The sequence below is a fragment of the Streptomyces sp. LN549 genome, from assembly GCF_043203805.1.
GTDB lineage: Bacteria > Actinomycetota > Actinomycetes > Streptomycetales > Streptomycetaceae > Streptomyces.
The window spans coordinates 7,670,983-7,696,343 of the sequence record NZ_JAZHRI010000002.1; the positions used below are offsets into that span (position 1 = coordinate 7,670,983).

Here is a 25,361-nt window from a genome sequence, read left to right on the forward strand (position 1 = left end):
CGCTGATTACTTGACGGCGATCGGGTTGACCGGGCTGCCGACCGCGCCGGTGATCGGCAGGGGGGCGGCGGTGAGCCAGAAGTCGTACACGCCGTCCGCGGCGCAGTCCTCGGCGAGCGCGTCCGGGTCCCACATCTCCCCGATGAGCAGGCCCATGTTGGGGATGGCGACCTGGTGCAGCGGCTGGAAGGCGTTCTCGAACTCGTTGGGCCGGACCTCGAAGCCCCAGGTGTCGGTGGCGATCGCGGCGATCTCCGTGGTGTGCAGCCAGCCGGCCGCGGTGAAGGAGAGGCCGGGAGCCGGTCCGCCGGCGTACTCGCCCCAGCCGTCGCGGCGGACCCGGGCGAGCTGTCCGGTGCGCACCAGGACGATGTCGCCGCGGCCTACGCTCACGCCCTGGGCGTCTGCCGTGGCCGTCAGGTGCTCTGCGGTGATCGGGAAACCGTCGGGCAGTTCGCCGTTCTCACCGATGACCCGGCCGACGTCGAGGAGCACTCCGCGGCCTGCGACGTGCGGTGCCATGTGCTCGATGCCGGTGACCAGGTCGCCTTCGGAGGTGACGACCTTCTCCGCCGGGCGCCCGTTCCACGCCTTGCCGTGATCGAAGATGTGACCGAGCCCGTCCCACTGGGTGGAGCACTGCAGCGGCATCGCGATGACGTCGTCGGCGCCACCGATGCCGTGCGGGAAGCCCTGCCCGGTGAGGACGGCGTCGGTTCCGGTGTCGAGCATCGTGTGCACGGGGTTGGTGCGGCGGCGCCAGCCCTTCTGCGGGCCGTCCATGTCGAAGCGCTGGGAGAGGGAGAAGCTGACACCCCGCCGGATCAGGGCGGCCCCCTCGCGACGTTTGGCCTCGTCGAGGAAGTTCAGGGTGCCGAGCACATCGTCCTCGCCCCAGCGGCCCCAGTTGCTGTACGCCTTGGCGGCCACGGCGATCGAGCCCTCGGGGTCAGTGCGGTCGAGGCTCACGAGGTCCCCTCCGCGACGCAACGGGTGCGCTGGACGCCGAGCCCGGTGACCGTGCCCTCCATGACGTCACCGTCACGCAGCAGTCGGCCCCAGTGCATGCCGTTTCCGGCCGGACTGCCCGTCAGCACCACGTCACCGGGAAGGAGCCGTGCAGTCTGCGAGACGTAGGCCACCACCCGCGCGACGTTGAAGATCATGTCCTTGGTGGACTCGTCCTGCATGGTCTCGCCGTTCAGCTTCAGCGTTACCTGCAGGTCGTCCGGGTCGGCGACCGACGCGGCAGGCACGATCCAGGGGCCGAGCGGGGTGAAACCGGGGGCGTTCTTGCTGCGCAGCCAGTCCGTGCCGATCTGCGGCATGTCCCGGCGGAAGACCGTGGTGCGATCGGTGAGGTCGTTGGCGATGGTGTAGCCGACGACGTGGTCCAGTGCCTCCTCGGCGGACAGCTGGTAGGCGGGCCGGCCGATGACGGCGGCCAACTCCAGCTCCCAGTCCGGCTTCTCGGCCCACGAGGGGAGCACTACGTCGTCATACGGACCGGTGATTGCGCTCGGCAGCCCGATGAACACATACGGCAGGTCCTCGGCCGCCCGGCGGTCCATGATCTCCGCCGCCTCCGCCCGCCGCTCCTCCTCGGAACGGGTGTCGTTCGGGGCGCGGTGCGCGACGTGCAGGTCGATGACGTGCTGCCGGTAGTTCGCACCCGACTGGAAGATCTGGCGGGGCTCGACGGGGGCGTGCACCTGGTAGTCCGCCAGCGGCTTTCGCTGCTGTCCGCCGTCCTCGGCCAGTGCTTCCAGCCGGGGGAGGGCGGCCTCCCAGTTCTCAAGAAGGCTCCGGATGGCCAACCGATCGTCGTCGAATGCGGCTCGCAGTTCGACCACCTGGGCGTCGGGTGTGACGAGTGCGGGGAACGCGGGTCCGTTCGGGGCCGAGAGCGTGGCGAGGGCGAACGGTCCGGCGAAGAGCGCGGACGCGGGTGCAGGTTTCACAGACATGTCCTCCTGATTGCGATGTGACTAATCTGAACCTGCCACCGGCAATCATGGAAATCGATTCTATGGATCACAGTCATCCATTGTGTTTATTCGCGCTGGTCGGCGCCTTGTCGCAAAGGGAACGCCCATGAACCTGTCCCGTCTGGACCTCAACCTCGTCGTCGCGCTGCGTTCTCTGCTGGAGGAGCGCAACGTCACGCGCGCCGGACAGCGCGTCGGGCTCAGCCAACCGGCCATGAGTGCCGCCCTGGCCCGACTGCGCCGCCACTTCGACGACGACTTGCTCGCCCGGGTCGGCGGCCACTACGAACTCACAGCGCTCGGGCAGGTTCTCCTCGACCGCACCGCGACCGCCTATGACGTGCTGGAGCGCCTGTTCGCCAGTCAGGCCGACTTCGACCCGGTGAGTGAGAGCCGCGAATTCAAGCTGATCGCCTCCGACTACGCCGTCGCCGTGTTCGGTACCGAGCTCGCCCGGGTCGTGCATGAGGAGGCTCCCGGCATCCGCCTGCGCTTCACCCAGCCCCCGACCACCATCGTCGATGACACGGCCACGCTACTGAGCACTACCGACGGCCTGCTCATGCCGCACGGAGTCGTCAGTGACTTCCCCGCCACCGACCTCTACCAGGACAGGTGGGTCTTCCTCGTCGCCAACGATCACCCGAGTGTGGAGGACCGGCTCACCCGCCAGGACCTGGCCCGGCTGCCGTGGGTCACCTATCAGCGCACCTACGACGCCCCGGCCGTACGGCAACTCGGCATGCTCGGCGTCGAACCGCGCGTGGAGGTCTCCGTCGACAGCTTCCAACTGCTGCCGCTGCTGGTTGCCGGCACCCGGCGCATCGCCCTGATCCAGGCCCGCCTCGCCCACCTGATGACGCCCCTCGCTGCCGTGCGGGTACTGGAACCGCCCTACGAAGCGGTGCCGCTGCGAGAGGCAATGTGGTGGCACCCCGTCCACACGCACGACGCCGCACACATCTGGCTACGCGAAACGGCGGCCAGGGTCGGCCGACGCATGGCCGATGGGCACGAGACGCCGCGGCCGTCCTGACAGGTGGCGGGAGCGGACGACCTGGATCGGCGGTATCCGCCCAGTGGATCCGAGGCATCCGAAAATCGGATCGCGGCAGGGCTGGGCAGGCCACCCGGGGGGCCGCATAGTCGTGGCACATCCCTATGCCGTGTGCCGACGTCTTCGACCGACGGATCTTTTGCCACGCGCATCTCCCTTCCCGCCTCCCGCTCTGGAGTGCTGCCATGCCCGCTCCCGTCACCCCGCCCTCCGACGCCCACGACTTCCCGGATACGCAGGGGAAACTACCCGCTGCTCTCCTCATGGCCGGCAGTTGCCTGCCTGTTCTGGGCGCTGTGCTGCTCGCACCGGTTCTGCCTCGCATGCAGGAGCACTTCGAGGGCGTCGCCGGCAGCGAGGCCCTGGTGCCCCTGGTGCTCACCGTTCCCGCGCTGTCGCTGGCCCTGCTGGCTCCCTTTGCCGGTGTCGTCGTCGACCGCCTCGGCCGCAAGCGCCTGCTGATCGTGGCGACGGTCCTGTACGCGTTGTTGGGCACAGTTCCGTTGTGGGTGGACTCGCTGTACGGCATTCTCGCCAGCCGCGTGCTGGTGGGTGTGGCCGAGGCGGCGATCATGACCGCTTGCACGACGCTGATCGGTGACTACTACACGGGGCGCGTCCGCGACCGCTACCTCGCGCTGCAGACCATGTGCGCCTCAGCATCCGCCACCGTCTTCTTCGTGCTCGGAGGGGCCCTTGGAGGGGCCGGCTGGCAGGCGCCGTTCTGGATGTACGGAATCGGACTGCTGCTCGCTCCCGCCATGGCTCGCGTACTGCCGGCACCACTGGCTTCATCGGCGATGGAGATCGAGCCGAACGCTTCCACGGCGGACAAGCGACCCTTTCCGATACGCCGTATGGCCGGCCTTTGCCTACTGACCGCATTCGGTGCTGTCATTTTCTACACCGTGCCTGTGGAGATGTCCTTTCTCCTCGATGGCCTGGGCGTCGACTCCACCGGCGGCATCGGTGCCGTCACCGCGGTCGCTAGTGCGGCCACCGTCCTCGGTTCGGTGCTCTTCACCCGACTCACCGGCCGACCACGGCATCATTTGCCCATTGTCTTGCTGCTGTGTGCCGCTGGGTTCCTCCTGATGGCGATGAGCGACAGCCTTCCCCTGCTGATCGTCGGTGCCGTGGTGAACTGCGTGGGCACCGGCCTGCTGCTGCCGTCCCTCCTGACGCTGGCCATGTCCCGTCTCGATTTCGCCGACCGGGGACGCGGCACCGGGTTGTGGACCTCGGCGTTCTTCCTGGGCGAGTTTGCCTGCCCGCTGATCCTCCTCGGAGGCAAGGAAGCTCTCGGAGACCTGAGCTCGGCCGTCGGAGCGCTCGGCCTGGCCACCCTGCTTCTCGCGGGTGCGCCCCTTCTCCTCGCCCACCGGACGCCGGCCGCTGCCCCGCTGCACCATGTTCACGAACAGCCCTGACACCGAGGTCACCGCGCCGGCGCTGCCAAAGTGGACCGGCGCACGACCAGTTCCGGCTGCAGTACGACGTGGACATGTCCGTGAACGGCGTTATGCGCCGTGTCCTCGATGAGCAGGCGGCCTGCCTGCCGCCCCATGGCGACGACCGGCCGCCGCACCGTGGTCAGCGGCACGACGGCGGACGCTGCGAAGTCGAGGTCGCCGTAGCCGACCAATGCGATGTCGTCGGGCACCCTCAGTCCGGCCTCGTACAGGGCCTGCATCACTCCGAGAGCGAGCAGATCGTCGGCGCAGAACACGGCGGTCGGCCGGTCCGCCAGGCCGAGGATGCGCTGACCCGCGTCCTTGCCCGCGCCCACCGTCAGGGCTGGGCACGAGAGCTCATGCAGGGAGTCCGAGGCGAGTCCGGCCCGGCTGATGGCACGACGTGCTCCTGTGCGCCGGTCCCGTATCGGCGCGAACTCGTAGGGACCGCCGACGTGCACAACGGACCGGTGCCCTTGCTCGAGCAGGTGACGGACAGCCGCGTAACCCCCGGCGACATCATCGATTCCCACGGAGCACGCAGCCGGTTCGAGCACGTACTGGTCGGCCATGACGAAAGGCAGCGCATGCCGACGCAACGCAGCCGCGGCTCGGACTGCTCCCTCGCCCGAAACCAGCACGGCTCCGCGGATCCGGTGCGCGGCGATCAGGGCGAGATGCCGACCGTCCTCCGCCCCCTCGCGGGCGCCGGTGCACACCATGACGCCGAGGCCGGCCTCGCCTGCGGCCTGCTCGACGCCGGTGGCCAGCGCCGTGAAATACGGATCCGCCCCGTTCAGCCCCAGGACGGCGATGACACGGGAGGCCAGACCGTCCACCTGCTGTGCGCCTTGGGCGCGTACGTATCCGATCGAGCCGATCACGTCGAGGACGCGCTTGCGGGTGGCCTCGGCGACGACCTCCGGGTGGTTGAGGACGTTCGAGACGGTGCCGAGCGACACACCGGCCTCGCGCGCAACGTCCTTTACGCCCACCTTACGACGCGCCCTGCCGCCGCGAGCCGTCCTTGTCTCCAGCCCGTGTGCCGGTGTCCTGTTCACGAAAGGAATGGTCGTGGGCAGTTGGTGGGCCATCGTTCAAGGGCTCACTGGGGCTGCGGTGGTGCTGCGTTGCACGAGGCGTGGGGTCATCGTCGTCTGCATGGACCGGTCCCGCCTGCCTTCCACGCGCTCGATGAGCATGCGGGCGGCGGTGGAGCCCATGGTGTGTCCCGCCTGATCGACGCTGCTGAGCTGGACGGTGGCCAGGGCAGCGAGAGCGGTGTTGTTGTAGCCGACGAGCGAGAGGTCCTCGGGGATGCGCATTCCGAGTTCGTGGGCCGCCCGGTAGATGCCCAGGGCGGCGACGTCGGCGCCGGTCATGATGGCGGTCGGCGGCCGTTCCATGGTCAGCAGGGTCATGCCGGCCTTGAACCCGCCCTCGTCGGAGTACGCGGCGTGGTGAACCCGCACGTGCTCGGTGAGTCCGTGCCGTTCCATGGCCGAGCGGTAGCCGCCCGCGAGGACGACCTCCGGTGTGCGTTTCCACTGATTGGCTCTGGTGCCGGGGGCCGCGACGAGGGCGATGTCTCGGTGTCCGAGTGCCACCAGATGGTCGACCACCAGGCCCGCGCCGGTGTCGTCCGCGTCGACCACCGAGTCGTGGGTGTCGGTTGCGTCGTGGTGGCCGATGACGACGGTCGGTGTGGCCGCGGCAGTCGCGAGTACCTCGGCGCGCGAGGTGCCCGGAGCGATGAGGATCAAGCCGTCCATCTGGCGGTCGACCATGGAGCGGATGGTTTTCGCCTGTTCGTCCGGGTCGAAGCCGGCCGCGCCGATCAGCACGGTGTACTCGCTGGTGCGGAGCTCCTCCTGGATGCCGTCGAGGATGTCCGCGAAGAAGGCGTTACGGACGTTGTCCAGGAGCACGCCGATCGTGTACGTCCGCCCCCGCATCCCGCGTGCCGCCGCCTGCGGCCGGTAGTCCAGTTCGGCGATGGCCGCCCGCACCTTCTCCTGCATGCCGGGGCTCACGCCGTAGGCGTTGCGCAGCACCTTGGAGACCGCGGCGACGGACACGCCGGCGTGCCGGGCGACGTCGGTGATGGTCACGCGCTTGTTCTGCTTGGGTTCGGCCCCGCCCATCGTCAGTACTCCAGATTTCGTAGGTGCGAGTGTAACGGTCTACATAATGACCTCTGGATGACCACAAGGCTACAGGGTCGGGCCTCGGTGTTACGGCTCTGTGTCTTGACGGATAGCTGCGAGCGGTGCAGGGTGTTGCCCACTTCGTGGTGGAGAACGTTACACACAACCTTCTGCGCGGTTGGACTCGTTTCCTTTCCTCAGCGCCGCTCGTCGTTCCTCGCCCCTTCTCTCAAAGACCTCCGGGAGTCTCCGTGTCCCTTCGCATGCCTCACGCCCGTCGTGCGCGTCTGAGCCTGTTCACGGCCGCCACCGCCTCACTGGCGCTGGTCACCACCGCCTGCGGCGGCAGCGGCTCCGGTTCCTCGGCCGCACCCAAAGAGTTCAGCTACCTGAGCGTCACCGAGAACACCACCGTGAAGACCGCCCTGACCACCATGTCCAAGGGCGCGTGCAAGGCGGCGAACGACGCTCTGCCACTGAAGGTGGAGACCGTGCCGCAGACAAGCCTCGATCAGAAGCTGCAACTGCTGGCAGGCCAGGATGCGCTGCCGGTGCAGTTCGCCGCGGGCAACGCCCCCGCACTCACCCAGCAGTTGGCGAAGTCGGGCAAGGTGGCCGACCTGGAGAAGGAGCTCACCTCTCTCGGCGTTCTCGATCAACTCGAGCCGGCCGCCGTCTCCACCATCAAGGCGCTGTACGGCGGCAAGCTGCAGGTGCTGCCGTATGAGTACAACATCGAGGGCATCTTCTACAACAAGAAGCTCTTCCAGGAGAACGCCATAGCCGTGCCGGGAACCTGGGACGAGCTGGTGGCTGCCGCGGCGAAGCTGGACGCCAAGAACGTTCAGCCGTTCTCCGCCTCCGGCCAGCAGGGGTGGCCCATCACCCGCCTGCTGAGCACCTACCTCTACCGCAGCCTGGGGCCCGACGCCCTTCAGAAGGTGGCCGACGGCAAGGCGAAGTTGACCGACCCGGAGTACGTGAAGGCCGCCGAGGAGATCGCCGGCCTCGGCAAGAAGGGCTACTTCGGCAAGGGCGTCGGTTCCATCGACTACGACACCGCGATGAACCAGTTCCTCAACGGCAAGGCCGCCATGTTCTACATGGGTAACTGGGCACTGGCGAACATCTCGGACGAGAAGCAGAACAAGGTCGGCGCGGAGAACGTCGGCTTCATGCCCTTCCCCGCCGTGTCCGGCGGCAAGGGATCCATCGACCAGTACCCCTCCAACGTCGGCCTCGGCATCACGCTCGGTGCGAAGTCTTTCGACAAGAAGACCGGTGACTGGGTCTCCTGCATCGCCAAGAACTACGGCAGCACCGCGCTCAAGAATCACGGTTCCATCTCCGGTTTCAAGGTGAACACCGGGGTGATGGACGCCAACGACGTCACAACCAAGGTCCGTAAGACGATCAGTGAGTCGAAGCAGAACGTCCTGTGGTTCGAGGCCCTGTTCAGCACCAAGGCCACCACCGTCAGTCAGACCAACGCGGCCGGCCTGGTCACCGGGAGCATGAAGCCCGAGGCGTTCATGCAGACCGTCCAGGACGCGCTGACCGCCAAGTGACCCACCGGGGGCGGCCCAAGCCTCCCCGCGCGGACCGCCCCCGGTTCCGTCCGACAGGTCTCTTCAACGGAAACGAAGTGGACACCATCCATGCACCGCGTACTCGGTGACCGCAGGGCCATCGCGATCCTGCTCGGCCCCGCCCTCCTCGTCTACTCACTGATCATGCTGGTCCCCATCGTGTGGTCCCTCGGGTACTCCTTCACCCAGGGCAACACTATCGAGGGATTCACCGGAAACGGCGGCGCCAACTTCTCCCGGCTGTTCGAGGACCCGGCCGTCCGCGACGCCCTCTGGTTCACCCTCAAATACGCGGCGCTCGTCACGGTCGGCCAGGTCGTCGCCGGCTACCTCCTGGCCCTGCTGTACGTCTTCTTCCTCAAGAAGTCCTCGGCGCTCATCCGCACGCTGGCCTTCTTCCCGGTCGTTCTGCCCACGGTCGCGGTGGGGCTGCTCTTCCAGAAGTTCTTCCAAGTCGCCCCGCAGACAGGCCCGGTCAACTCCCTGCTCAACGCGGTCGGAATCGACTCCATCGACTTCTTCGGCAGCGCAGGCAGCGCGTTCTGGGTCCTGATCGTCATGGACATCTGGCGCTCCATGGGCTTCTACGCCGTCCTGCTCTTCGCCGGCCTGGTCGACATCCCCGACGAGGTCCTCGAATCGGCGCGCCTGGACGGAGCTTCGGGGCTTCGGCTGATCCGGCACATCGTGCTGCCACTGTCCCTGCCCGTGCTGATGTCGTCGCTGATCTTCAGCATCAACGGGACGCTCAAGGTCTTCGACTCCGTCGTCGCCCTCACCAACGGCGGCCCGGGCAACGGAACCACTCCACTGACCCTGTACATGTTCCAGACATCGTTCACCTACAGCGACTACGGCTACGGCAGCACCATCGCCCTGCTGCTGACCGTGGTGTGCCTGCTGGTGAGCCTGGTCGTCTACCGCGTCTCACGGCGCGACATCACGGAGGGCTGAACGCATGGCCATCGACACACCTGTGAAGACCTCCGGAGGCCGCTGGAGCCGAGGGCCGTCCGCTTCCGCCGGTCCCGTCCGGCGGGCCAGGGCGCCGCGCAGGCTGTGGGTGAAGATCGTCGTCACCCTGCTGCTGGTCGTCGAGATCTACCCACTGATCTGGATGCTCCTGACCTCCCTGAAGTCCAACGACGACTACCTCAACAACTCCACCTGGAGCCTGCCCACCACGTGGGATTGGGGCAACTACACCGAGGCATGGACCACGGGCCATCTCGGGCTGTACGTCCAGAACAGCGTTCTCGCCGTCCTGCCCGCCCTGGCGCTCATGCTGCTCCTGGGCACGGCGGCGGGATTTGCTCTGCAGATCATGGTGTGGAAGGGCCGCAGCCTCACCCTTCTCGTCTTCCTCGCAGGCATGATGGTCCCCCCGCAGATGATCCTCCTGCCGCTGTTCACCGTGTACTTCCAGACCGGCCTGTCCGGCACGTTGTGGCCGTTGATCCTCACCTACACCGGCACGGGCCTGCCCCTGACCGTCTTCATGATGGCCACCTACTACCGGACCGTTCCCCGCGAACTGTTCGAAGCGGCCACCATCGACGGCGCGAGCATCCTGCGAGCCTTCTGGACCATCAGCGTGCCCATGGTCCGCAACGCCCTGCTCACTGTCGGCCTGGTGCAGTTCTTCTTCATCTGGAACGACCTGCTCATCGCGCTGACCTTCACCAACAACCAGGACCTGCGCACCATCCAGGTCGGCCTGCTCAACTTCACCGGCGACTTCGGTGCCACACAGTACGGTCCGCTGTTCGCCGCGATCTGCATCAACGTCTTCGGCACCCTCCTGATCTACCTCTTCCTCAACCAGAAGGTCATGAAGGGCCTGACCTCGGGAGCGGTCAAGGGCTGAGACCGGCTGCTCGCAGCCCGCTCGACCCGCTCCCGCGCACGTGAAGAAAGGCTTTCCTTGCTCCCCCCTCAGCCCTGCCCGGTGTCCTTCGAACACCTGCCGGACGGCCTCGGCATCGGCGTCCCCGCCCCCCGTCTGACGTGGACCCGGCCGGCAGGCGGCGGGTCCCAGGAAGCGTACGAACTCGAAGTCGCCCGAGCCGGCCGCATCGACCGCACCGGTCGCGTCGCCGCGAGAGACCAGGTGTTGGTGGCCTGGCCCAGTGATCCGCTGAACTCCCGTGAACGAGCGACCGTCCGTGTCCGCGTCTGGACGACGGAAGCGAGTGAGCCCTCGCACTGGAGCACCCCGAGTGCGGTAGAGGCGGGCCTGCTCGACGCCGCCGACTGGCAGGCAGCCCCGGTGGGCGCCGTCTGGCCCGAGGACCCGGAAGCCGCCCGCCGTCCGGCCCGCGTCCGCAAAGACTTCCGGATCGACCGGACGGTGGCACACGCCCGTCTCTACATCACCGCACACGGACTGTACGAGGCCGAGATCAACGGACGCCGCGTCGGCGATGAGACCCTGGCTCCGGGCTGGACCGTCTACCCGCACCGTCTGCGCTACCGCACGCACGACGTCACCAGCCACCTCACCGAAGGCGCCAACACCATCGGCGCGTGGCTCGGCGACGGCTGGTACCGCGGCAAGTACGGCTTCGACGGCGGCACCCGCAACATCTACGGCACCGACCAATCCCTCATTGCCCAGCTGGAGGTGACGTACGAGGACGGCACCACGGTCACGATCGCCACGGACCGGACCTGGAACGCCGCGCCCGGACCGATCCTGACCAGCGGACTGTACGAGGGCGAGACGTTCGACGCCCGACTGCACGATCCCGACTGGGCCACCCCTCCCGGCGCTGCCGCAGCGGAGTGGACGCAGGTCCGCACCGGCGGTCGCGACATGGGCACGCTCGTCGCCCCGCAGGGACCTCCGGTGCGCTGCACCGAGGAGATCACTCCGGTCACCATCACCCGAACCGGCGATGACCGTCATCTGCTCGACTTCGGCCAGAACCTGGTGGGCCGTCTCCGGGTCACCCTCGACGGCCCGGCCGGCACCGCAGTCACCCTCCGGCACGCCGAGGTCCTGGAGCAGGGCGAGCTGGCCACGCGACCCCTGCGCGAGGCGTATGCCGAGGACACTCTGATCCTGTCCGGCCGGGGGCCATTCACCTGGGAACCACGCTTCACCCTCCACGGCTTCCGCTATGCAGAAGTCAGCGGCTGGACGGCAGACCTGAGCGCCGAGATGGTGACCGCCCGGGTGTACCACACCGACATGCGTCGCACCGGCTGGTTCGAGTGCAGCGAACCACTGGTCAACCGCCTGCACGAGAACGTCGTGTGGAGCATGCGCGGCAACTTCGTCGACATCCCCACCGACTGCCCCCAGCGCGACGAACGCCTCGGCTGGACCGGCGACATCCAAGTATTCGCCCCCACGGCAAGCTACTTGTACGACTGCTCGGGCATGCTCGACTCCTGGCTCACCGACGTCGGCCTGGAGCAACTCCCCGACGGAACGATTCCCTGGTACGTGCCCGTCATCCCGGGCGAGCCCATGTGGACGCCGATCCACCCCGGGGCCGCCTGGGGCGATGTTGCCACGCTCACTCCCTGGACGCTCTACCAGCGCTTCGGAGACCTCGATCTCCTGCGCAGTCACTACCCCATGGCCAAGAAGTGGGTCGACCTCGTTGAAAGCCTCGCTGGGCCGACCCGACTGTGGGACACCGGCTTCCAACTAGGGGACTGGCTCGACCCTGCCGCACCACCCGAGGACCCGGCCGCCGGCCGTACCGACCGTTACCTCGTCGCTACCGCCTACTTCGCCCACTCCGCCCGTCACCTCGCGCTGGCGGCAGCCGCATTGGGCGATGACACGGACGCCGGGCGGTACAGCACGCTGGCCGATGAGGCCGCCAACGCCTTCCGCCGCCGCTACGTCCTTGCATCGGGGCGCATGAGCAGTGACAGCCCCACTGCCTACGCCATCGCGCTCGCCTTCGATCTGCTGGCCCCGCCGCAAAGGCAGCCGGCCGGTGACCGTCTGGCCCAGCTGGTCATCGAGGACGACGCCCGCATTGCCACCGGCTTCGTCGGCACCCCACTGATCTGTGACGCCCTCACCGATACGGGACACCTCGATATCGCCTACCGGCTGCTCCTCCAGACCCAGTGCCCCTCATGGCTGTACACCGTGGACATGGGCGCGACGACGATCTGGGAACGCTGGGACAGCCTTCGCCCGGACGGCACCCTCAACCCCGGAGGTATGACGTCGTTCAACCACTACGCCCTCGGGGCCGTCGCCGACTGGCTCCACCGCGTGGTGGGCGGCATTGCCGCCACGGCCCCCGGATACCGGAGGATCGCCTTCCGTCCGCGTCCCGGTGGCGGCATCACTTCGGCCCGTACCCGGCACGAGACTCCCTACGGCTCGGTGTCTTTGTCCTGGGAGCAGACAGCCGCGGGGCTGACAGCCCACCTCGTTGTACCGGAGGGCTGTGAGGCAACCGCAGAACTGCCCGGCTGCACGCCGGTCGCCCTGGGGCCGGGCAAACATGTCCTCAGCACGGTGGAACTCGCGACAAAGGCAGCCTGACCCCCGTTTCGTCAGCTACTGCAGGCCCGGTGCACGCTTCAATGCGCTTTGCGGTTTCCGGGTTCGATGAACGCATCTTTATTTGCCATGTGGATGACGTCCATTCGCTGCGTCGATAAAGTGCATGCGTAAGCTTTCAATTGAAATTTCAAATCGATTCAACTGGAAAGTCTTGGTCGTTCCGACCGTGAGTTTCTTGAAGTGAGCGTTGCTTGAGGGTTGACCCGAAGGGGTGATAGGCAATAGTTTCCCTTCGTCGGTCGAAACGCTTCACGGGTGGTTGTCTCTGAATACCGAAATCGCATGCCACGGTACGCGGCGTTGATTGTCTCGAATGAAGTGGCAATGCATTTCTGTACGCACGTGTGTCCCACCGAGGTCCCGCCCTCCTCGAACTGGGGCCGGCCGAGCACCTGACTGCTCGGCCGGCCCCGCCCCCCACGGTGGCTCGTTCAGGAGCTGCCATTCTCGTCCGGGAGAGCCGCTGTGAACACGCAAGTTCAGCGTCCGTCGCCGTCTTGCACTGATGTTCGGTGCGGCTTCGGGCGGAAGTGATCCGGCAGTCGCTCTGTCCGGAGCCGGGATGCTGAGAAAGAACGCCCACTCGGTCCCGTAATCAACGAAATATGTATCAGGGGTGGCCCGATTGCCAGCATGAAGGAAAGTGCCAGGCTGTGGCCATTCGCTCTGCCGGGCGCTGAAGATCCAGAAGATGCTCTCTGGCAGCATCGATATCAAGGGCGCCCCTGTCGCCCTGAACGAGGTATCCCGAGAGGGGTGAGCCGCGAGCGCCGACTCTGCCCGATCATCCCCTGAGTTACCCCACCCCAGAAATGCGCGGCGACAGCTGCGAGCGTCGCACAGCGCTGTTCTGTCCTGCCCAGATTCCTCATGGAAGAGCCGCCATGAATCGTCGTACGTTTCTCTCCGCCGCCGTCCTGACCGCTCTGGCTTCCGGCATGGCGCCGGCCGCTGCCGCGCCCCGTCGCACCGCGGATACAGCCCCCGACAGCAGGGCCGTCGCCCTGCTGGCGAGGATGACCGCCGCACAGAAGGAGGCCCTCGTCCGCTGCGACTTCGCGGCCCTGAGCTCTCTCGGAATCCCGGCCCTGACCATGGTGGACGCCTCGGCAGGACTGCGTGGGGAGACCGGCGTCACCGCCTTCCCCGTCCCCCTGGCCCAGGCCGCGACATTCGATGCCGACCTCGCCGGCCGGCTCGGCACGGCACTGGGCACCGAAGGACGGGCCAAGGGTTACAACAACCTTCTCGGCCCTACCGTCGACACCGCCCGAACCTGGCACTTCGGCCGACAGGCCGAGGGCATGGGCGAAGACCCCCTCCTGGCTGGGACCCTGGGCGCAGCGCTCACCCGACGCATACAGGAACAACATGTTGTCGCCACCGTCAAGCACTTCAGTGCGTACACCCAAGAAGTCAACCGCTTCTTCGTCGACGCGCAGCTCTCCGACCGGGCCCTGCACGAGATCTACCACGCCGCTTTCGAGCGCATCATCGCCACCGTGCCCGTCACCTCGGTGATGATGGCCTATCCCAAGATCAACGGTACGTTCGCCACGCAGAGTCCCGCGCTGTTCAACGACCTCAAGAAGACCATCGGTCTGGAGGGCTACACCGTCCCCGACTTCTGGGCCGGCGATGATCCTGTGGGAGCCGTCAAGGCAGGCATGGACCTCGGCGGTCTCGGCCCCGGTGGCGTGAAGATACCTGTCGGCGGCCTCGTCGATGGCAGCGTCCCCACGGCCCGCCTGGACGACGCGGCCCTGCGCATCCTCAACACCATGTACGCCAACGGCCTGTTCGACCACCCCGTACCGGCGCCCGCCGCGGACGTCAGCACCCAGGCCCATAGGGACCTCGCTCATTCCCTCGCAGTCAACTCCGCGGTCCTGCTCACCAACCGCGGCCAAGCCCTCCCGCTGACCTCCACCATCAAGTCGCTCGCGGTCATCGGCCCCGCGGGCGACACCGCCCTGACAGGAGTCTCCGGCTCCAGCTACGTCACCCCTGGTGCCTGGATCACCCCGCTGGCGGCCATCAAGGACCGCGCCGGCGCCGGGGTCACCGTCACCTACCGCGAGGGATCCGTCGGAGACATCCCCCTCACCGCCGTCCCGGCGACGGTGCTGCGCACGGCCTCTGGTGCGGCAGGGCTCACCGGTAGCTTCTACGCCGCAGCCGAACCGTCCGGTACTCCCGTCGCCACACAGGTCAGTGCCGGTGTCGATTTCACCAGTGCGCCCGTGGCCGGTCTGCCCGCCGTGTGGTCGGCCCGCTGGAGTGGCACCCTCACGCCGACCACCACCGGCCTGCACCGTTTCTCGCTGTTGCCCTCAGGTACCACCAAGCTCGTCATCAACGGCAAGACGGTCATCTCCGGCACCCGGCACAGCCGCCGGTTCTTCCTCGGGCCGTACGACTATCCGCTCCAGGGCGCCATCGATCTCACCGCCGGGAAGGCGGTGAGTGTCAGCATCGATTACAGCAACAGCACCGCCGATACCGGCACCTGCGGTCTCACCCTCGGCTGGCAGCCGAAGTCCCTCATACCCGACGCGGTAGCCGCAGCACGTGCCTGCGACGCCGCAGTCGTCATCGTGAACCGGGTCGCGGGCGAGGACATGGACCACGGTTCCCTCGACCTGCCGGGCGACCAGAACAAGCTCATCGCCGACGTCGCAGCAGCCAACCCCCGCACCATCGTCGTCCTGAACACCGACGGCCCCGTCGCCATGCCGTGGATCAACGATGTCGAAGCGGTCGTCCAGCTCTGGTATGCGGGACGCGCCACCGGAACGGCCCTCGCCGCCATCCTCTTCGGTGACGCCGACCCTTCGGGCCGTCTTCCGGTCACGTTCCCCGTCACGGCGTCCCAGGGTCCCGGGGCGACACTGGCCACCTACCCGGGCAATGGCCCCACTGTCTCCCACAGCGAGGGGCACCTGGTCGGCTACCGCTACTACGACGTGAAGAACCAGAGCCCGCTGTTCCCCTTCGGCCATGGCCTCTCCTACACCACCTTCAACCTCGGCTCCCTGGAAACGTCCTACAACACAGCGACCAAGACGCTCACTGCCGCCGTCACCCTCACCAACTCAGGTTCCCGCGCAGGTACCGAAGTCGTGCAGCTCTACGCGGGGCTGCCTGCCGGCGCCCAGGCCGAGCCACGGCGACTGATCGGCTTCCGCAAGGTCACGCTCGCTCCCGGTGCCAGCACTCGGATCACCTTCAGCGTTTCTGCCCGCGACCTGTCGGTGTGGACTGCCGGCGCCTGGAAACTCACCCCCGGCTCCTACACAGTCCACGCCGGCCGGTCCTCGCGAAGCCTGGCTGTACAGCGGGTTGTCACCATCAGCTGAGACCCCTTGAGGTCGTCGGATTGCCCGTCAGTCGCTTTTCGGCGGGCTTCGGTCTGCTGCCGGTTGTGGTCGACAGCAGACCGAAGCCCTGAGCGTGACGACCGGAAGGGCAGTACGACGTCGGATACATCGGCAGCCGCCCGGAAGCTCGAAGCTTGTGATGGCCGAACCGTCGCCGATGCGCGGCTCGAGACGGCGCCCACACTGCAGCAGGGGTGGGCCCGGCCGGGCGCGAGGATGTGTGTCTCCCTGCTGCGTCACCCGGCCCGGGCCGCTCGGTCCTGCCTCTCAGCGACCGGTCGCCCCGGGGCTGCGCCGTACACCGACCACGGCGAGCAGGGCACCCAGCAGGCACAGCAGGCCCGAGACGAGCACGGCGGTGTGTACGCCGTTCATGAAGGCGTGGTGGCTTCCCTCGACGACCGCGGACCTGAGCTGTGCCGGCATCCCGTCGGAGACCGGCGCGACGCCCATCGCCACGGCGTCCTTCGCCTCGCTCAGCCCGTGGGCCGCATCGGCGGGCAGCCCGGACGAGGTCAGCTCGCCGGTCAGGGTCGAACCGACGCGGCTGCTGATCAGGGAGACCAGGACGGACGTGCCCAGCGCGCCGCCTATCTGCAGCGCCGTCGCCTGAAGGCCGCCGGCGACCCCGCCGTCCTTGACCGGTGCGTTCCCGACGATCGCGTCGGAGGACGACGCCATCACCATGCCGACGCCCATGCCGAGCGCGATGAAGGGGGGCCACATGGCGGTGTAGGACGAGTCCGCACCCCACCCGAGCATCGCGAAGCAGGCTGCTGCCTGGAGGGCCATACCCAGCGGCATCGTGAGCCGGGGGCCGAACTTCTGGGTGAGCGCGGCGCCCAGGGGTGATGCCACGACCGAAGCGAGGCTCAGCGGCAGGGTGCGGATACCGGCCTGGACAGGAGTGAAGCCCCGCACGTTCTGCAGGTACAGCATCACGAAGAAGATCATGCCGAGCAGGACGAAGAAGTTCAGCGCGGTGATGACGGTGCCGATGGTCAGCGCCGGGTTCCGGAACAGACGCATGGGCAGCAGAGGGTGCGCGATTCGTGTCTCGTACCGGCCGAACAGCAGCAGGATCAGCACGCCGGCGATGATGGTCCCCAGCGTGCCGGCCGAAGTCCAGCCCCAGGTCTCGCCCTTGACGACGCCGAAGACAACCGCGAGAAGGCCGAGCGCCAGCAGGACGACGCCCGGGATGTCGAACTTCTCATCTGTGGCGCTGGTGTTCCTGCTCTGCGGCAGCACGATGATGCTGAAGACGAGCGCGATGACGCCGATGGGTGCGTTGATGTAGAAGACCGACTCCCAGTTGACGTGCTCGACGAGCAGGCCGCCCACGATTGGACCGAGCGCGGTGGAGACGGAGGACACCATGGCCCAGATGCCGACCGCCATGCCGAACTTCTTCGGCGGGAAGACGGCGCGCAGCATGCCCAGGGTGTTGGGCATCAGCAGCGCGCCGAAGAAGCCCTGGAGCGCGCGGAACGCGATGACTCCTTCGATGGATCCGGAGAGGCCGATGGCCACGGAGGCGACGGTGAATCCCGCGACTCCTACGAGATAGATGGTGCGGCGGCCGAAACGGTCGCCGAGCTTGCCGCCGAGGATCAGCGCGGCGGCGAGGGCGAGCAGGTAGCTGTTGGTGACCCACTGGAGGTCGGCCGTGGAGGCGTTGAGGTCCCGGCCGATCTCCGGGTTGGCGATCGAGACGACCGAGCCGTCGAGGCCGACCATGAAGAGGCCGAAGGCGACGGCGACGAGGGTCAGCCACGGGTTCGCGCGGCGGCCGCGCGGCTGGTCCTCATGGACCGGACGCGCAGGCGGAGCCGGGGAGTTCAGGACGTCGGAGGGCATGAAGGTGTCTGTCCTTCGTGAGGTTACGGGGTGTGTGTCGGGTGTCGTGCGCGGACGGGGCCAGGCGTCCGTGCATGACGAAGCGGCATCCGGGGCCTGAGGAAGGCTGGACGCGGTGGGGGAGAGGTGTCATCCCGTCGGCACGCGGAAACGGTTCGTGCGACTCGTATGACTACGGGCGCGACAGTCCGCAAAGAGTCCGGGACGTCGGCTGCGCGTGTCAGTGACTGAGGGGATGCAGGCGGTCGTTGAGCGCGTGCAGCGCGCCCAGTGCCGAGCCGAGAGCGTCCAGTTCACCTTCGGTCATGGTCTGGAGCGCCCCGGCGACCAGGCCGCTCATCAGGTTCTGGACCTCGGTGAGCTGCTGCCGCGAGGTCGAGGTGAGGTGCAGGTGAGCGATGCGCTTGTCGGCAGGGTCCGGCCGGCGCTCCAGCAGGCCCTGCTCGGTCAGCTGGGTCACCAGCGCGCTCACGTTGTTCGGCTTCATCAGCAGGGCTTCGGCCGCCCTGCGCACCGTCGCTCCGTCGTTGGCCTCGACGTGACGGAGCAGGGCGATCTGCGCCTCGGACGGCTTGGGGTGCTCGACGTGCGGACCGATCTGCCGCTCCACGGCCCGGGCCAGCGCAGGCAGGCACGACACGAGCTCGGCGGCTACGTGGTCGACGTCCTGTGCGAACCTGCTGGGGCGGGGCATGAATACGACTCTAGGTATCCAGATATAGCTATGTCAAAATATCTAACTGTCGGTCACGAGAGACCTTCGCGGCAGGTGAGGCCGATGCCGGCTGCGCGAATGCGGACCGGCGGTGGCGGCGTCCACAGCAGTGCTGACGCGGCCGTAGAAAGGGTTCGAAGGCGACCTCGTAGATCTTTACGGCGACGCTCAGGCGACCGGCCTTCTGACGGCTGACTGTCTGATACGACGTGGCCAGGCTTGGTCGGTGGGCATGACTTAGAGTCGGCGATTGCGGTGTGCCGGGGGCGGGTCACCACGTAGGTGATCCCGTCGGCGATGGCCGGCCCTGGGCGTTGACGGCGATCATGCACTCCCATTCCTGGCACTGCGCGCCCGCCCGAAGCCAGCCCGTCCGCCTCGAACGTCGCCGGGCCGCGCGGATTGGCCACCTTTACCTCGTGCCCGGCCGCGCTCAACCCGCCTGGTCAACGTCTTGCCGATGTCCCCAGTGCCGAGAATGCCGATCTTCCTGGTGAAACTCTATGTCCGGAACGGAACCCCGGTTTCGGTGACTGGGGTCCGGGGCTTGGCCTTGCGGTGCCACCGGGGCTGCGGGCCGGCCGCGGACGCGGTGGTGTGAGTAGGCGATGACAACCTTGCCGAAGTGAGCGCCGCTCTTCGTGTTCGCCCTGTGCGTTCGCGGCGTACCGGCGCTGCCGCTCTCGTGCCGTCCCGGGTGTGGGCAAAGGCCAGAGCCGTGCCGGTGAGCAGAGGGGCGGGGCGGTACGTCCTGCCCGGATCCGTGCGGAACATAGGCCATAAACGCCGGTTAGCCAAACCGGCGATGGTGGCGACGACGGGAGTAGCTCGCGTTCGGCTCCGCTGACGCCGAGGCCTTCAGAGGAGGCGATGTCGCCAGACCGCGGCTCCGTGCTGCGGGCCAGACGCTGGGATGCGGCGCCGCCCATGCCTGTGCGAGCGTTCCCGGGCACTCAAGGAGAGTGAAAGTCGTGTCTGTTCCGATCAAGAAGCTTCCGCCGAATGCGAAGGGGCAGGTCCGGTACCGGTTCGTGGTCGACGTAGGAGCTCATCCCTCGACTGGGAAGCGGCGGCAGGTGACCCGCACTTTCGGCACTCTGAGGGAGGCGAAGGGCGAGTACGCGCACATCACGCACCGCCGCTACGAGGCCGCGGCCGTGCCGTTCGATGGAAGGACCTTGGACGAGTGGCTTGATGAATGGCTGGCCAGAAAGGCGGAGGACCTGGAGGAGAGCACCGTCTACAGCTACACCGTGACTCTGGCGCGTCTTCGGGGAATGCTCGGGCACATCCGGCTCCAGGACCTTGCCGAGGACGATGTCGAGGAGTGGATGAAGTGGGCGCTACGCGAGGGCCGGGTGCGAGGTGGTAAGGCGGGCACCGGTTTGGGGGTGGCCTCGGTTGAGATGTCGCTGGCGCGGTTGAAGGAGGCGCTCGACCGGGCGGTGGCTCGGCGCCTTGTCGAGGTGAATGTTGCCCGGGAGGTGAAGGTCCCTCGCAACCATCGGAAGGCAGAGCGGCGGACCAAGACCGTGAACCCGCCCTGGAACCTCCAGGAGGTGCGCGCCTTCGTGGATGCGGTCAAGAACGACCGTTTGTACGCTGCCTTCCTCCTGTCCCTGATGGGTCTGCGGCCGGCGGAGATCTGCGGAATGCGCTGGGCCGACGTCGACCTGGACAGGGCCACCCTGACCGTCCACCGGACCCGGACCCTGATGGGCAACAAGGTCGTGGTCGAGAAGGACACGAAGTCCCTTGCCGGGGAGCGCCGGCTTCCCCTTCCCGACCTGGTCGGTGCGGCCCTCGCTGACTTCAAGGCCACGCAGGTCATCGAGAAGCTTGCGGCGGGGGAGAGGTACGAGGACAACGAGTACGTGCTCGTGGACAGACTCGGCAGGGCACTCAACGGGCGGCAGTTGCGTGAGCGCGCCTACAGGGTCATGGCCGAGAGTTCGCTGCGCCGGGTCCGTTTGTACGACGCCCGTGCGAGCTGTTTCACGTACCTGGCGAACAAGGGGGTGCCGGATCATTTGCTTGCCCGCTGGGCAGGGCACACCGACGTCCGCACGACGAAGCGGTGTTAGGTGAAGCCGGATGTGGAGGATCTACGGCCGGCGGCGGATACGTGGGGAGGTCTGGCGAGTGCCGCGGCCCCCGCTCACGAAGCGAATGTGAGATGTGGGAGCGTGAGTGGGTGAGTGAGAAGAACGTTGAACCCCTGCAATACCGCTTTGACGGGCCAGAAGACGCACCAGTGCTGGTGATCGGCCCCTCCCTCGGTACCACCTGGCATATGTGGGACCGGCAGATACCGGAGCTCACCCAGCACTGGAGAGTCTTCCGCTACGACCTGCCGGGACACGGCGGCGCGCCCGCGCACCCCGCCACCGCCGTCGGTGAGCTCGCCGACCGGCTGGTGGCCACGCTCGACGGCCTCGGCGTGCGGCGTTTCGGCTACGCGGGCTGCTCGATCGGCGGCGCGATCGGCGCCGACCTCGCGCTGCGCCACCCGCAGAGGGTCGCATCGCTGGCTCTGGTCGCCTCCTCGCCCCGGTTCGGCAGCGCCGACGAATTCCGCCAGCGCGGGGTGATCGTCCGCACCAACGGGCTGGAGCCGATGGCCCGCACCGCGCCGGAGCGCTGGTTCACGCCCGGCTTCGCCGCCGCGCAGCCGGCCATCGTCGAGTGGGCCGTCCAGATGGTGCGCACCACCGACCCCGGCTGCTACATCGCCGCCTGCGAGGCGCTCGCCGCCTTCGACATCCGGACCGATCTCGGCCGGATCGGTGTGCCCACGCTCGTCCTGGTCGGTGCCGAGGACCAGGTCACCGGTCCCGGCGATGCCCGGACCCTGGTCGCGGGCATACCCGACGCACGGCTCGCCCTCGTCCCGGGCGCCTCCCACCTGGCCCCGGTCGAGCAGCCGGGAGCCGTCACCGACCTCCTGCTCACGCACTTCTCCACGGCCTGGCAGGACACCCTGGCCGCCATTCCCGTGCCCTCGTTCGTGCCCAGGCTGTCCGCCCCCGTGCTGCCCGTCGCGGAGCTCACCGCCGCCACCACGCAGCCCGAGGCGGAAACCGGTGGGCGCGCCGATCCGTACGGGCCGGGTATGAAGATTCGCCGTGAGGTGCTCGGCGACGCCCATGTCGACGGCGTCATGGCCGCCGCCGACGACTTCACCGGCGACTTCCAGGAACTGGTCACCCGCTACGCCTGGGGCGAGGTCTGGGGCCGGGAGGGGCTGGACCGGCGCACCCGCAGCAGCGTCACGCTCACCGCTCTTGTCGCCTCAGGACACCTGGAGGGCCTGGCCGCCCACGTCAGCGCCGCCCTGCGCAACGGCCTCACCCCGGTCGAGATCAGGGAAGTGCTGCTGCAGACCGCCGTGTACTGCGGGATTCCCGCCGCAAGTGCCGCTTTCACGATCGCCCAGTCCGTGATTCAGGCCGAAACTACGCCGCCCGCGTAGCAGGATGGGGTGTATGAACGCCCAGAATCCCGAGCCGCTCGCGCTCACGCTGACCAAGCAGTCCCACTCCTGCATCCGACTGGAGAAGGACGGGCGCACGCTCGTCATCGACCCGGGCGGGTTCTCCGAGCAGGACGCCGCGATCGGCGCCGAGGTGATCCTGGTGACGCACGAGCACCCCGACCACTTCAACGAGGAGCGGCTGCGCGCCGGTCTGGAGGCCGACCCGGCGGCCGAGATCTGGACGTTGCGCAGCGTGGCCGAGAAGCTTGCGGCGGCGTTCCCGGGGCGCGTCCACACCGTCGGGCACGGCGACACCTTCTCGGCCGCCGGGTTCGACATCCAGGTGCACGGCGAGCTCCATGCCGTGATCCACCCGGATCTCCCGAGGGTCACGAACATCGGCTTCCTGGTGGACGGGTCCGTCTTCCACCCGGGCGACGCCCTCACGGTGCCCGAGCGGCCGGTCGACACGCTGATGGTCCCGGTGATGGCCCCTTGGAACAAGATCTCCGAGGTCATCGACTACGTGCGCGAGGTCAAGCCGCGCCGCGCCATCGACATCCATGACGCGCTGCTCACCGATCTGGCCCGCCCGATCTACGACACCCACATCGGCAACCTGGGAGGCGCCGACCACGCCCGGCTGAGCCCGGGAGAGTCGACCGGCGTGTGACGGGCGCCGCCCCCGCGACTGTCAGTGGGAGCCGCTAGGTTTACGTACATGCGCATCGCCACCTGGAACGTCAATTCGATCACCGCCCGCCTGCCGAGGCTGCTGGCCTGGCTGGAGAGCACCGGCACGGACGTGCTGTGCATCCAGGAGACCAAGTGCACGGCCGAGCAGTTCCCGGCCGAAGCGCTCCGTGAGCTCGGCTACGAGTCCGCGGTCAACGCCACGGGCCGGTGGAACGGGGTGGCGCTGGTCTCCCGCGTCGGCCTGGCCGACGTCGTGACGGGGCTGCCCGGCGGCCCCGACTACGACGGCGTGCAGGAGCCCCGGGCGATCAGTGCGACCTGCGGCCCGGTCCGCCTCTGGTCGGTGTACGTGCCCAACGGCCGCGAGGTCGAGCACGAGCACTACGCGTACAAGCTGCGCTGGTTCGAGGCGCTGCAGAAGGCGGTGGCGGCGGACGCCGCGGGGGCGCAGCCGTTCGCCGTCCTCGGTGACTTCAACGTGGCCCCGACCGACGAGGACGTGTGGGACCCGGCCCTCTTCGAGGGCGCCACCCATGTCACCCCCGCCGAGCGGGCCGCCCTCGCCACTCTGCGCGAGGAGGGCCTCGCCGACGTGATGCCCCGCCCGCTGAAGTACGACCGCCCGTACACCTTCTGGGACTACCGCGAGCTGCGCTTCCCGAAGAACAAGGGCATGCGTATCGACCTCGTCTACGGCAACGCCCCGTTCACCGCCGCCGTCAAGGACAGCTACGTGGACCGCGAGGAGCGCAAGGGCAAGGGCGCCTCCGACCACGCCCCGGTGGTCGTCGACCTCGAACTCTGAGCAGGTGCCGGGCTCAGGCGTCCGCCTGCGGCGCCTGAGCCCGTACGGCCTCCAGGACGGCTGCCGCTGTCCCGAGCGCCAGGACCATGAGCATCGCGCTCACCCACAGCGGCGACCGGAAGCCGAATCCCGCGCCGATGGCCAGTCCGCCGAGCCAGGGCCCGAGAGCGGCGCCCACGTTGAACGCCGCGGTGGCGAACGAACCGGCCAGGGTCGGCGCACCGCCTGCCAGCCGGAACACATGCGAGATCATCGCGGTTCCCGTGCCGAACGCGAGCATGCCCTGGACGAGGACGAGCGCGACCACAGCCACCGGGCTGCCGGCGCCGGCCGCGAACAGCGCCCAGCCGACGGCCAGAGCGGCCAGGCCGGCCGCGGTCAGGGCGACCGGACGGGAGTCGATGATCCGGCCGCAGACGGCGACCCCGATGAACGAGCCCACACCGAACAGCGCGAGCAGCGCGGGCACCCACGCGGCGCCGAGTCCGGTGACCTGCCGGGCGACCGGTTCGAAGTAGGAGAACGCGCAGAAGGTCGCTCCCTGGACGAGTGCGCTCGTGAGCAGGGTCAGCAGCAGCCGGGACCCTGTCAGGGTCCGCAGTTCGGCGTACGCGCTCGGCAGGGTGACGGCGGGCCGTCCCGGCGGAATCGTCGCCGCGATCACGGCGATGGCCGGCAGCGCGACGAGGGCCACGGCCCAGAACGCCGCACGCCACCCCCACTGCCCGCCCAGCCACGCTCCGGCGGGCACCCCTGCCACACAGGCGACGGTGACACCGCCGACCACCACGGAAGTGGCCCGCGCCCTGGCCGCGGGTCCGGCGAGGGCGACCGCGGTGACCAGGGCGACGGCCCAGAACCCGGCATTGGCCACCGCAGCGACGACCCGTGTTGCCAGCAGCACCCCGTAACTGGAGGTGACGGCCCCGATGACGTGCGCGGCGGCGAAGACGCAGAGGAAGGACAACAGGGCGCGACGGCGCGGCCAGTTGCGGCCCAGGAGCGCCATCGCGGGCGCCCCGAGGACCATGCCCACGGCGAACGCCGAGGTCAGCAGGCCCGCGTCGGGAATGGAGACGTGCAGGTCCTCGGAGATGCCCGACAGCAGACCGGACAGCATGAACTCGGAAGTGCCCTGGGCGAATACGGCGAGCCCGAGAGCGTAGACGGAAAACGGCATGAAGAACCCCATGGACGGCTGATGGACAGAACCGGTCGGGGATGCGGGCCGCGCCCGCTCGCGGTGACGAGCGGCAACGCGGCAGATCAGTACAACAGCCACAGCGCTCACGGCCGTGACACGGCATAGCGGTAGCAGGACCGTGAAGTACGGAGCGTGAAGTGCGGCCGTCGAGTACGGAGCGTGGTGGCCGGACTATGGAGTGCTGGGGAGAGCTGCGCCCGTGCGCGCTGCTCGGCGCGACCCGCATCGCATGGGTCCGGGGCGGCAGCGCGGCAGCCCTGACGCAAGAAGTCGGTCAGGCGCGGACGCGGGAAGCCACCGGGGGACCGGTGGCTAGCGTCTGTCGGACTCGGGGCTGCTCATGAGGGGGAAACTACCAGCCCGCGGCCCGGCTTCTCCACCCCGTTCCCTACGGTCGCATCGCGGGCCCGCCCGGCCCGCGTGTTCCCCACGCGGGAGCGTGTCCGGGTGA

The 25,361-nt window shown here is 68.2% G+C and carries 18 protein-coding genes; 11 read left to right on the forward strand and 7 right to left on the reverse strand.

From position 1 onward, the window contains the following. Window positions 1–6 precede the first annotated feature (6 nt). Together SH922_RS34150 and SH922_RS34155 are read right to left on the reverse strand one after the other, a co-directional pair. Window positions 7–969, reverse strand: a complete 963-nt coding sequence (locus SH922_RS34150; protein ID WP_393062423.1) for a cyclase family protein — start codon at window positions 967–969, stop codon at window positions 7–9. Beyond that, window positions 966–1,967, reverse strand: coding sequence for a fumarylacetoacetate hydrolase family protein (locus SH922_RS34155; RefSeq protein WP_393062424.1), 1,002 nt, complete (start codon window positions 1,965–1,967; stop codon window positions 966–968). Before SH922_RS34155 ends, SH922_RS34150 begins: the two co-directional genes overlap by 4 nt. A gap of 127 nt (window positions 1,968–2,094) precedes the next feature. On the opposite strand from SH922_RS34155, the gene SH922_RS34160 reads away from it, so the two are divergent. Then, complete coding sequence (locus SH922_RS34160; protein WP_393062425.1) at window positions 2,095–3,024, forward strand: LysR family transcriptional regulator; 930 nt, start codon at window positions 2,095–2,097, stop codon at window positions 3,022–3,024. Between the two features lie 206 nt (window positions 3,025–3,230). Next, window positions 3,231–4,475 (forward strand): MFS transporter, encoded by a 1,245-nt coding sequence (locus tag SH922_RS34165; protein WP_393062426.1) that lies wholly within the window; start codon window positions 3,231–3,233, stop codon window positions 4,473–4,475. 8 nt (window positions 4,476–4,483) lie between these two features. Here SH922_RS34165 and SH922_RS34170 read toward each other — a convergent pair whose 3' ends face one another. Both SH922_RS34170 and SH922_RS34175 read right to left on the reverse strand, forming a co-directional pair. Then, window positions 4,484–5,494: a LacI family DNA-binding transcriptional regulator gene (locus SH922_RS34170; RefSeq protein WP_393062427.1), complete on the reverse strand. Its 1,011-nt coding sequence runs from the start codon at window positions 5,492–5,494 to the stop codon at window positions 4,484–4,486. A gap of 102 nt (window positions 5,495–5,596) precedes the next feature. Next, a complete protein-coding gene (locus tag SH922_RS34175; RefSeq protein WP_326667268.1) occupies window positions 5,597–6,643 on the reverse strand; it encodes a LacI family DNA-binding transcriptional regulator in 1,047 nt (348 codons plus the stop codon). 254 nt (window positions 6,644–6,897) lie between these two features. Between SH922_RS34175 and SH922_RS34180 the strand changes: the two genes are divergently transcribed. The 5 genes from SH922_RS34180 to SH922_RS34200 all read left to right on the forward strand — a co-directional run bounded on the left by SH922_RS34180 (window position 6,898) and on the right by SH922_RS34200 (window position 16,134). Then, entirely contained in the window at window positions 6,898–8,214 is a 1,317-nt protein-coding gene (locus SH922_RS34180; RefSeq protein WP_393062428.1) for an ABC transporter substrate-binding protein, read from the forward strand. A 90-nt stretch (window positions 8,215–8,304) separates the two neighbouring features. Then, complete coding sequence (locus SH922_RS34185) at window positions 8,305–9,189, forward strand: carbohydrate ABC transporter permease (RefSeq protein WP_393062429.1); 885 nt, start codon at window positions 8,305–8,307, stop codon at window positions 9,187–9,189. Between the two features lie 4 nt (window positions 9,190–9,193). Further along, window positions 9,194–10,102: a carbohydrate ABC transporter permease gene (locus SH922_RS34190; protein ID WP_393062430.1), complete on the forward strand. Its 909-nt coding sequence runs from the start codon at window positions 9,194–9,196 to the stop codon at window positions 10,100–10,102. An 81-nt stretch (window positions 10,103–10,183) separates the two neighbouring features. Further along, window positions 10,184–12,754, forward strand: a complete 2,571-nt coding sequence (locus SH922_RS34195) for a family 78 glycoside hydrolase catalytic domain (protein ID WP_393062431.1) — start codon at window positions 10,184–10,186, stop codon at window positions 12,752–12,754. Window positions 12,755–13,659: 905 nt separating this feature from the next. Then, window positions 13,660–16,134 (forward strand): glycoside hydrolase family 3 C-terminal domain-containing protein, encoded by a 2,475-nt coding sequence (locus SH922_RS34200; RefSeq protein WP_393062432.1) that lies wholly within the window; start codon window positions 13,660–13,662, stop codon window positions 16,132–16,134. A gap of 288 nt (window positions 16,135–16,422) precedes the next feature. On the opposite strand, the gene SH922_RS34205 is transcribed toward SH922_RS34200, so the two are convergent. Both SH922_RS34205 and SH922_RS34210 read right to left on the reverse strand, forming a co-directional pair. Further along, window positions 16,423–18,015, reverse strand: a complete 1,593-nt coding sequence (locus SH922_RS34205; protein ID WP_393062433.1) for an MFS transporter — start codon at window positions 18,013–18,015, stop codon at window positions 16,423–16,425. Between the two features lie 220 nt (window positions 18,016–18,235). Further along, on the reverse strand, window positions 18,236–18,709 hold the full coding sequence (locus tag SH922_RS34210; protein ID WP_393062434.1) for a MarR family winged helix-turn-helix transcriptional regulator: 474 nt from the start codon (window positions 18,707–18,709) through the stop codon (window positions 18,236–18,238). 992 nt (window positions 18,710–19,701) lie between these two features. Between SH922_RS34210 and xerC the strand changes: the two genes are divergently transcribed. The 4 genes from xerC (at window position 19,702) to SH922_RS34230 (ending at window position 23,706) form a co-directional block, all read left to right on the forward strand. Beyond that, window positions 19,702–20,814 (forward strand): tyrosine recombinase XerC, encoded by a 1,113-nt coding sequence (gene xerC / locus SH922_RS34215; protein WP_393062435.1) that lies wholly within the window; start codon window positions 19,702–19,704, stop codon window positions 20,812–20,814. Between the two features lie 92 nt (window positions 20,815–20,906). Next, on the forward strand, window positions 20,907–22,202 hold the full coding sequence (locus tag SH922_RS34220) for an alpha/beta fold hydrolase (protein ID WP_393062436.1): 1,296 nt from the start codon (window positions 20,907–20,909) through the stop codon (window positions 22,200–22,202). 13 nt (window positions 22,203–22,215) lie between these two features. Then, window positions 22,216–22,878 (forward strand): MBL fold metallo-hydrolase, encoded by a 663-nt coding sequence (locus SH922_RS34225; protein ID WP_393062437.1) that lies wholly within the window; start codon window positions 22,216–22,218, stop codon window positions 22,876–22,878. Window positions 22,879–22,926: 48 nt separating this feature from the next. Beyond that, entirely contained in the window at window positions 22,927–23,706 is a 780-nt protein-coding gene (locus SH922_RS34230; protein ID WP_393062438.1) for an exodeoxyribonuclease III, read from the forward strand. A 13-nt stretch (window positions 23,707–23,719) separates the two neighbouring features. Here the strand turns inward: SH922_RS34230 and SH922_RS34235 are convergent, their stop codons facing one another. Beyond that, window positions 23,720–24,886 carry a Cmx/CmrA family chloramphenicol efflux MFS transporter gene (locus tag SH922_RS34235; protein WP_393062439.1) on the reverse strand — a complete coding sequence of 389 codons (1,167 nt, stop codon included), beginning with the start codon at window positions 24,884–24,886 and terminating at the stop codon, window positions 23,720–23,722. Window positions 24,887–25,361: the final 475 nt, after the last annotated feature.

Coding starts and splice junctions, on each gene's coding strand:
- SH922_RS34155 (WP_393062424.1), bottom strand. CDS start 1,967: ATGTCTGTGAAACCTGCACCCGCGTCCGCGCTCTTCGCCGGACCGTTC.
- SH922_RS34160 (WP_393062425.1), top strand. CDS start 2,095: ATGAACCTGTCCCGTCTGGACCTCAACCTCGTCGTCGCGCTGCGTTCT.
- SH922_RS34165 (WP_393062426.1), top strand. CDS start 3,231: ATGCCCGCTCCCGTCACCCCGCCCTCCGACGCCCACGACTTCCCGGAT.
- SH922_RS34175 (WP_326667268.1), bottom strand. CDS start 6,643: ATGGGCGGGGCCGAACCCAAGCAGAACAAGCGCGTGACCATCACCGAC.
- SH922_RS34185 (WP_393062429.1), top strand. CDS start 8,305: ATGCACCGCGTACTCGGTGACCGCAGGGCCATCGCGATCCTGCTCGGC.
- SH922_RS34190 (WP_393062430.1), top strand. CDS start 9,194: ATGGCCATCGACACACCTGTGAAGACCTCCGGAGGCCGCTGGAGCCGA.
- SH922_RS34200 (WP_393062432.1), top strand. CDS start 13,660: ATGAATCGTCGTACGTTTCTCTCCGCCGCCGTCCTGACCGCTCTGGCT.
- SH922_RS34205 (WP_393062433.1), bottom strand. CDS start 18,015: ATGCCCTCCGACGTCCTGAACTCCCCGGCTCCGCCTGCGCGTCCGGTC.
- SH922_RS34210 (WP_393062434.1), bottom strand. CDS start 18,709: ATGCCCCGCCCCAGCAGGTTCGCACAGGACGTCGACCACGTAGCCGCC.
- SH922_RS34220 (WP_393062436.1), top strand. CDS start 20,907: ATGTGGGAGCGTGAGTGGGTGAGTGAGAAGAACGTTGAACCCCTGCAA.
- SH922_RS34225 (WP_393062437.1), top strand. CDS start 22,216: ATGAACGCCCAGAATCCCGAGCCGCTCGCGCTCACGCTGACCAAGCAG.
- SH922_RS34230 (WP_393062438.1), top strand. CDS start 22,927: ATGCGCATCGCCACCTGGAACGTCAATTCGATCACCGCCCGCCTGCCG.
- SH922_RS34235 (WP_393062439.1), bottom strand. CDS start 24,886: ATGCCGTTTTCCGTCTACGCTCTCGGGCTCGCCGTATTCGCCCAGGGC.